8 protein-coding genes are annotated in these 7,578 nt (G+C 69.8%); 1 reads left to right on the top strand and 7 read right to left on the bottom strand.

Features of this window, described 5'->3' with window-relative positions; genetic code table 11:
* Nucleotides 1-416: 416 nt before the first annotated feature.
* Genes ACYVJS_RS01505 through tyrS form a run of 3 tightly spaced genes read right to left on the bottom strand, consistent with a single transcriptional unit; the run spans nucleotide 417 to nucleotide 3,315 of the window.
* Nucleotides 417-1,217, bottom strand: coding sequence for an alpha/beta fold hydrolase (locus ACYVJS_RS01505; protein WP_460737079.1), 801 nt, complete (start codon nucleotides 1,215-1,217; stop codon nucleotides 417-419).
* Nucleotides 1,218-1,233: 16 nt separating this feature from the next.
* On the bottom strand, nucleotides 1,234-2,022 hold the full coding sequence (locus ACYVJS_RS01500; RefSeq protein ID WP_460737078.1) for a DUF4184 family protein: 789 nt from the start codon (nucleotides 2,020-2,022) through the stop codon (nucleotides 1,234-1,236).
* 3 nt (nucleotides 2,023-2,025) lie between these two features.
* Complete coding sequence (gene tyrS, locus ACYVJS_RS01495) at nucleotides 2,026-3,315, bottom strand: tyrosine--tRNA ligase (RefSeq protein WP_460737093.1); 1,290 nt, start codon at nucleotides 3,313-3,315, stop codon at nucleotides 2,026-2,028.
* 103 nt (nucleotides 3,316-3,418) lie between these two features.
* Between tyrS and ACYVJS_RS01490 the strand changes: the two genes are divergently transcribed.
* Nucleotides 3,419-4,015 (top strand): hypothetical protein, encoded by a 597-nt coding sequence (locus tag ACYVJS_RS01490; protein ID WP_460737076.1) that lies wholly within the window; start codon nucleotides 3,419-3,421, stop codon nucleotides 4,013-4,015.
* Between the two features lie 6 nt (nucleotides 4,016-4,021).
* On the opposite strand, the gene ACYVJS_RS01485 is transcribed toward ACYVJS_RS01490, so the two are convergent.
* From ACYVJS_RS01485 to ACYVJS_RS01470, 4 genes are all read right to left on the bottom strand, one after another.
* Entirely contained in the window at nucleotides 4,022-4,654 is a 633-nt protein-coding gene (locus tag ACYVJS_RS01485; protein WP_460737074.1) for a SatD family protein, read from the bottom strand.
* Nucleotides 4,655-4,710: 56 nt separating this feature from the next.
* Nucleotides 4,711-5,463, bottom strand: a complete 753-nt coding sequence (locus ACYVJS_RS01480) for a phosphate ABC transporter ATP-binding protein (protein ID WP_460737091.1) — start codon at nucleotides 5,461-5,463, stop codon at nucleotides 4,711-4,713.
* Nucleotides 5,464-5,877: 414 nt separating this feature from the next.
* Complete coding sequence (locus ACYVJS_RS01475; protein WP_460737072.1) at nucleotides 5,878-6,726, bottom strand: sortase; 849 nt, start codon at nucleotides 6,724-6,726, stop codon at nucleotides 5,878-5,880.
* 122 nt (nucleotides 6,727-6,848) lie between these two features.
* Nucleotides 6,849-7,577 carry a hypothetical protein gene (locus ACYVJS_RS01470; protein ID WP_460737070.1) on the bottom strand — a complete coding sequence of 243 codons (729 nt, stop codon included), beginning with the start codon at nucleotides 7,575-7,577 and terminating at the stop codon, nucleotides 6,849-6,851.
* Nucleotide 7,578: the final 1 nt, after the last annotated feature.

Below are 7,578 nucleotides of genomic sequence, written 5' to 3'. Positions count from 1 at the left end.
AATCTCACCCAGCCGAAGCTGGAACGAGGTTATTTGGCATTTGACAAGTGCACGCTGTTGAGTTCTCAAGGAACGGATGCTCCCACCATCGGACCTCTCGGTCGTCACCATGGGGCAACTATTCGTTTCTCCCGACTCGGCGTCAGATCGGCGCTTCGCTCTTGACAGAGCAGTGGTCCCAAGATCTGGCTCGTGGAGTTCGGGATCCTCATCCTACTCGCATCTGCGACAAGATCTCAAGTCGAGATCTTCAGGATGAGGGGTGGTTCTCCGCTTGAGGGGGCGCCGGGCCTCTCGGCCTCTCCGCTCTTCCCTGTGGGGCGAACAAGTAATAAGTTACGTGGGTTCCGGGCGTCTGCCAACTCGAGCACGCACCCCGGGCGTGTCGCGCGTCTTTCCGCGGTTGCCGACGGGGATCACGCCTCCGTCAGGTACTCGATCGCCGCCGAGCGGAACACCCGCGATCCGGGTGCGTTGAAGTGGTGCCGGTCCGGGATCTCCAGGAACGTTCCGCGCGGCGCGGCGGCCGCCAGCGCGCGGGACCCCTCGATGATCGCGTCCTGCGTTCCCGTGGCGAACAGCACCGGCTGCGTCGGCGCCAGCGCGGGGTCGGGGTCCGCGGTCCCCGATGAGCGCAGTCCCTGCGCGATGGCCCAGAGCGCGCGGAGATCATTGCCCGGCACCCGCTCGGTGAGGGCGATGTAGTTCTGGGTGACGCGGTCGGTGACCGGTGTCCCGTCCTGGATGAGGGCACTCACCTGCTCCAGGTCCAGGCGCGCGAGCGGGACCCCGTCGGGAACACCGCCCAGCACTCCGCGCAGAACACGCTCGGGGAGATCGCGGAGCACCTCCCACCCCACGCGGGCGCCCAGGGAGTAGCCCACGTAGACCGCATCGTCGATCAGGTACGTGTCCATCACGGCCTCGACATCACGGGCGAGCTCGCGCAGGTCGTAGTCACGGGCTTCGTGCGGCTTGTCACTCGCGCCGTGACCGCGCTGATCCAGGCCGACGACGCGGAACCCCGCGCGCTGCAGATCCCGCACCCATCCGGTGCTCACCCAGTTGTCCCGCGTGCTCGAGGCGAAGCCGTGCACCACCACCGCGGTCGGCGCGTCCGACTCCCCCCAGGAGTACGTGGCGATGCGATGGCCCTCCCCCACCATCACGTAGCGGGGCTCGGGCATCTCGGTCAGGGCGGGCAGCGCAGCGGTCACCCCTCGATTCTGCTCCTCATCGCGCCGCGACGCCGCGAGATCGGCGCCAGACGACGACCGCGCAGAGCACGAACGTGCCCGCGGCCCACATCGCGCAGGCCGGCGGCAGCACGCGGTAGGCCAGATGGGCGAAGGTGAACTCGGCCGTGAGGGGACCGTAGACCGCGAGCCCGATCGCCCAGGCCGTCACGAGGAAGAGGGGAAGAGCAGCGATCCACACGACGCCCACCCATCGCGGGGTCCGCGACGGGTGGGGGACACGCGGTCGAGCCCGCAACCACAGCAGTGCCCACACCGCGATGATCGCGAGGCCGATCACGCTGGAGCCGTGCTGGAGCCACTTGATGCCGGCGAGGGGCCCCCAGGGCTCCTCGAGCGCCGGGAAGATGTCCGAGCCCAGCCGCCCCTCGTGCGTGAACGCGTCCCAGGCGATGTGGCTGGCGACGCCGACCGCGAGCGAGGCGACCAGCAGCAGGACCGTGCCCGCGGACGCGCCGAACGTCTCCCGCCAGATGGTACGCACCGGCGCATCCCACGCGGCGGGCAGGCGCTCCGCGAGCGGTCCTGGCGCGAGCTCCCGTGCGGCCGGACGCAGCAGTGCCCGCCACAGCAGCAAGAGCGCGAGCGCCACGAGCGTGGTCACCGGGAGCCATCGGAGGTCATGCGTGAGCCCGTAGGTCACGGGGAGCCCTCTCACGAACAGCGGCAGATCCGGTGTCATCGCCCCCACCGCGATCGCGGCGGGAACGAGCGGCGTTCGCACGAACGGCAACGCCACGACCGCGTGGCTCGGGGTGAACGGCATGGGTCAGCCTCGCGGAACGAGTCCCGCGAGTGTCTTCTTGCCGCGGCGGATGATCGATACGCCGCCGGGAAGGCCGGCACGAATCGTCACCGACTCGTCGGCGACGCGTTCGCCGTCGAGGCTCACTCCGCCCTGCGCGACGGCGCGCCGCGCCTCGCTCAACGAGGAGACGAGCCCCGTAGCTACAAGGGCCTGCGCCACGGTCATGTCCGGCTCGATCGCAGCGTTCGGCAGTTCGTCGATCGCCGCGCGCAGCGTCGACGCATCCAGCGCGGTCAGATCGCCCTGTCCGAACAGCGCCTCGGATGCGGCGACGACCGCCTCCGCCGCCTCGAGCCCGTGCACGAGCGCCGTGACCTCCAGCGCGAGGCGCTTCTGCGCCGCCCGGCGGAACGGCTCTGCCTGCACCTGCTCGGCGTAGCGGTCGATCTCCTCGCGAGTGAGAAACGTGAAGACCTTCAGCCGGTCGACCACGTCGGCGTCGTCGGTGTTCAGCCAGAACTGGTACATCCGGTACGGGCTGCACATCTCGGCATCCAGCCAGACCGCGTTGCCCTCGCTCTTACCGAACTTCGTGCCGTCGCTGTTGGTGATCAGCGGGGTTCCGATCGCGTGGACCGAGACTCCCTCCACACGGTGGATGAGGTCGGTGCCGCTGGTGAGGTTGCCCCACTGGTCGGATCCGCCGGTCTGCAGCACGCAGCCGTACTGGCGGTGCAGCTCCAGGTAGTCGAGCCCCTGCAGGATCTGGTAACTGAACTCGGTGTAGCTGATGCCCGCCTCGGAGTTCAGGCGTGCGCTGACCGCATCCTTCTTGAGCATCGTGCCGACGCGGAAGTGCTTGCCGACCTCGCGCAAGAAGTCGATCGCCGACAGCGGTGCGGTCCAGTCGAGGTTGTTGACGATCCGCGCGGCGTTCTCGCCCTCGAAACTGAGGAAGCGCTCGACCTGTGCGCGCAGGCGCAGGACCCACTCCTCGACAGTCTCGCGGGTGTTCAGCGTGCGCTCGGCCGACGGACGCGGGTCTCCGATGAGCCCGGTGGATCCTCCGACGAGCCCGAGCGGACGATGGCCGGCGAGCTGCAGCCGGCGCATCACGATCAGCTGCACGAGGTTGCCGAGGTGCAGGCTCGGTGCCGTGGGGTCGAAACCGCAGTAATACGTGATCGGCCCCTCGCCCAGCACGGCGCGCAGCGCCTCGGGATCGGTGGACACATGCACGGAGCCGCGCCAGACCAGTTCGTCCCACACGTTCGAGAACGCGGGGTCGTTGGCGGGGGCGGTCGCGCTCACGACGGGCGTAGACACGCCTGCCAGCGTAGCAACTGGCCGGGGCTGCGCCGCCCCTCGGCGCGGGAGCACGGCACGAGTCGGAGGCGACTGGAACACTGACTCCATGTTCACCCTCTCTCCCGAGCTGATCGTCGCCGGTGTCACGAGCCTCGCGCTGCTGCTCGCCCTGTCGGTGGCCCTGATCCTGGTGCTCGTCGCCCGCCGTCGTTCCGCGGACGTCGCCCTCGCCGTGGCCACGGGGCTCGTGCTCGTGGGACTGGTGAGCGTCGTCGTGCTCCCGGTGGAGATCCCCCTGGTCATCGGACTCCCCCTCGCTCTGCTCGGAACGGCCCTCGCGATGACCGGGGGCGACCCGCTGACGCGTCGCATCCTCGACATCGCCACACACGGTCAGGTTCGCGAAGGGGACGCGGGCGGCATCCTCGTCTTCCGATCGCGCACCGGCGACGGTGCGGAGCCGGCGCTCGAGGAAGTGCTGCGAGGAGGCACCACGATCGGCTACCTCGAGCGGCTCGCTGTCGCGCTGTCGTTGCTGGCGGGGTTCCCCGAGGCCGTCGCCGTCGTCGTCGCGATCAAGGGCATCGGCCGCTTCTCCGAACTCGCGACCTCCGCTGCGCGCGAGCGCTTCATCGTCGGAACGCTCGCCAGCCTGCTGTGGGCAGGTGTGGTCGGCGCACTCGTGCGCCTGGCGATCTTCTGAGGCGTCTCACCGCCACTGCGCGAAGCCCTCGACGAGTCCTGCGGCCCCGGACGCGGTCAGCAGCTGCGACACGGCGGACTGCGTGATCTGCTCGCGCTCCGCCAGCTCCCGCTGCGTGAGCCCCATGCATCGTCCGTAGACCAGACGTCGCGCGCGCTCGCCCATCGCACTCACGAGTTCGTCTCGGGCCCAGACGTACGCGTTCGCCAGACGCACCTGCTCACGCACCGCCACGTCCTCGTCCTCCGCGGCCTCGATCCAGGTGCGCACCGCCGGCATCGCGCGCACCTGCTTGGCGTGCAGGGCGTCGATCGCGGCACGGGCCGCCCACCACGCCGGCCCCTCCGCCAGCTCGCCCGCGGCCGCTTCCACGGTGTACACCTCGCCGACACCGACCCCGAAGCGACACTCGAGGCCGTCCGGGAGCGCCAGCGTGATCAGCAGGATGCCTGCCAGAGCCGCGCCGAGGTCCGGGTACTCGCCCTGGAACTCGTCGCCGACGGTCGCGCTCAGCATCCGGTCCGCCAGAGGCAAGTCGGCTTCGACCGAGGCGAAGACGGTCTCGATCCTCCGCTGCGCCCCGGTGCGGTCCGGGAGCGCGCGCGATCCGACGATGTCTGCGGTCACGACCGTTGCCATGCCCGCAACTATAAGCCAATAGCTAATTAATCGCCACAATAAGCATTTAGCTTATTTCACCCGAATCGGCCGTTCACGTAGTCGAAGGTGCGCGGGTCGAGCGGATCGGCGAACATCGCCTCCGTCTCGCCGTGCTCCACGATATGCCCGGGCTGCCCCTGCGACGCCAGGAAGAAGGCGCACTGGTCCGAGACGCGCTGCGCCTGCTGCATGTTATGAGTGACGATCACGATCGTCACCTCCTGAGCGAGCTCCAGCATCGTCTCCTCGATCACACGCGTCGAGGTCGGGTCCAACGCCGAGCAGGGCTCGTCCATGAGCAGGACACGCGGGCGCACCGCCAGCGAGCGCGCGATGCAGAGTCGCTGCTGCTGGCCGCCCGAGAGCCCGCCGCCGGGTGAGCGCAGCCGGTCCTTCAGCTCGGACCAGAGACCGGCCTTGGTCAGGCAGGTCTCCACGAGATAGTCCTTACGTTCGCGATCGGCGCGGATCCCCGTGAGCGCGAGCCCCGCAAGCACGTTGTCGTAGATGGACATCGCGGGGAAAGGGTTCGGTTTCTGGAACACCATTCCGATGCGCTTGCGCGCCTCGACCACCGGGAGTGTCGGCTCATAGATGTCGTCGCCGTCCAGGAGCACCTCCCCCGCGAGCGATGCGGAGGGAACCAGCTCGTGCATGCGGTTCAGAATGCGCAGGAAGGTCGATTTCCCGCATCCCGACGGGCCGATCAACGCGGTGATCCGTCCGGCGGGCATCGTCAGCGAGACGTCCTGCAGCACCTGATGCTCGCCGAACCATGCGGAGATCAGGCGGGCGTCGAGCTGCGCGGGGTCGGCGAACGCACCGGCCGCGAGCCGGGCGTCGGCGAACTCGAGACGCTCGCCCGTCGCGGCCGCGCCCCCGGTGAAGACGATCGCCGAGGGTGCGGGAGCCGCCGCGTTTCCTCGACCGAGCGCGCGGCCGAGGAAACGCGGCCGTTGACGCTGATCGCGACGGGATGCGGGGATCACCTCAGCGGCGAGGACGGAGTCACGGACCACCTCGGTGACCGGTTCATCCGACGCGGAGGATGTCGCTGCCGGAGAAGACGGCGCATCCGCACGATGCGCGACCGGCACGATCTCGGTGACGGTCTCGTCGTACGGCGCCGCGTGGGGCGGCGGGTCGCCCTCGGCCGAGGGCGCGGGGTCGTCGTGAGGTGTCGACATGTGGACGTGCTCCAGTCAGATGAGGTTGGGCAGAAGGACCGCGACCTGGGTTGCGGTGACGAGACCGGCGAGGCCCACGAGCGGGACGAAGACGATCCAGGTCCTGCGCCAGCCGAAACGGCGCAGCGACCAGATGGCGCCGAGCTCCGCCGCCAGGAGGAACTGAAGACCGAAGATCAGCGCCCACACCGTCCGGACGTCGGTGGCCAGCGCCCGATCCTGCAGGGGCAGCGTGACCGAGGTGGTCTGGCGTGCCCCCCGCGGTTTCCCCTCCCCCACGAGCATCGCGTCCACGTACTGCACACCCACGGGGGCGAGAGGGCCGCCGCGAGCGGTCATCAGGATGAGGCGACTCTCACCCGCTCGCGGGTTGGCGGGCGCCGGGTCGCCGGCGTAGCGCGTGCCCATGGTCTCGAAGACCAGCTCCCCCTGCCCGGTCGTCACCGTGAAGCGGTCGCCGGGAGCCAGGTGGGACAGCGACCCGAAGGGGCCGCCGTAGGCGAAGGATCGCCCCATGAGCACGCTGACGCCGACCTGTCCGGGCAGAACGGTGTCGCGCCGGTGTCCGGGCCCGGCCATCAGCGTGCCCCCCGACGTCCCCTCCACGACGACGTCGTGGAGACCGATCTCCGGGATGTCGATGATGGCGACCGGGGCTCCGTCTGCGAGCAGGACATCCTCGAAATCGCCCTCCGAGACCGGCGCCGTCCCGTCTGCGAGTTCCGCGCGGAAGCGGTCCCGCAGTTGCTGCTGACTCGCGTGATACGTGATGTTGCCGATGACGACGATGGTCAGCAGGAACGTCGCGACGACGGTTGCGATCATCACGAGGGTCGCGCGGATGACGGCCTGACGCAGCGTCAACGGAGGCCTCGGCGACCTCGGCGGTCGGCGGGGCATCCGCGGAGGTCTGCCCGGCGGCTTCGCCGGTTCCCGGGGTGGTGCCGGTGGCATCGACGGCTGCTGTGCCACGGCCGCCACCGCGCTCACGCGGCGCCCGCAGCCATGGCTGTCGGAGGAGCGATGACCGTCGTCGCGGTGATCCGCAGGAGCACGAGGGCGAGGGCGATGAGCGCGAGGCCGGTCAGGAGCAGCCACGGCAGGACGTAGACCACCGCGGCGCGGCTGACGGCCGCCGTGTCCTGTCCGTCGATCTGGGAGGGCGGAGTGAGAGTCACGCGCCCGACGACGAAGGGCCACTGCCCCGAGCCGCTCAACGTCGTGGTGACCACGCGGGTCTCCTTCGGCTTGAGCGAGTGGACGCGCACCTGGGCGCCGTCGATGCGCGTGCCGAACGCGGTAGCGAGGCTGAAGTCCGCCGTGGCATCGATCGTCTCCGACGACAGGTTGCGCAGCGTCACCCACAGCTCCGTCGCTCCCTCCAGCGGGTTGAGCGTCGGCCGCGAGGTGCCGCTGATATCGCTGAGGTAGAGACCACCGGCGATCTCCAGGTCGCCTGCTGCCGGAACCGGAGCGGGTGAGTCCGTCGCGACCGCGCTCGCCCCCGATGCCTGCGAGGATCCGGACGACGACCGGCCAACCGGCGGCGCGCTCTGGGCGGGAGCCGACGTCCCCACGACGGGCACGCTGATGCCGATGCCGTCCGCGTCCGCATCCTCTGCGTGAGCGGGGACGGCAATGAGAGAGACGGCGACGAGCGCCGCGCCCACCGCGAGAATGCTGCGCGCCCGGCGACGCAGTCGGGCCGGGGACACG

The organism is Microbacterium neimengense (assembly GCF_054782995.1).
The sequence above is the reverse complement of the archived record's forward strand: the minus strand, read 5'-3'. Positions and strand labels throughout refer to the sequence as shown.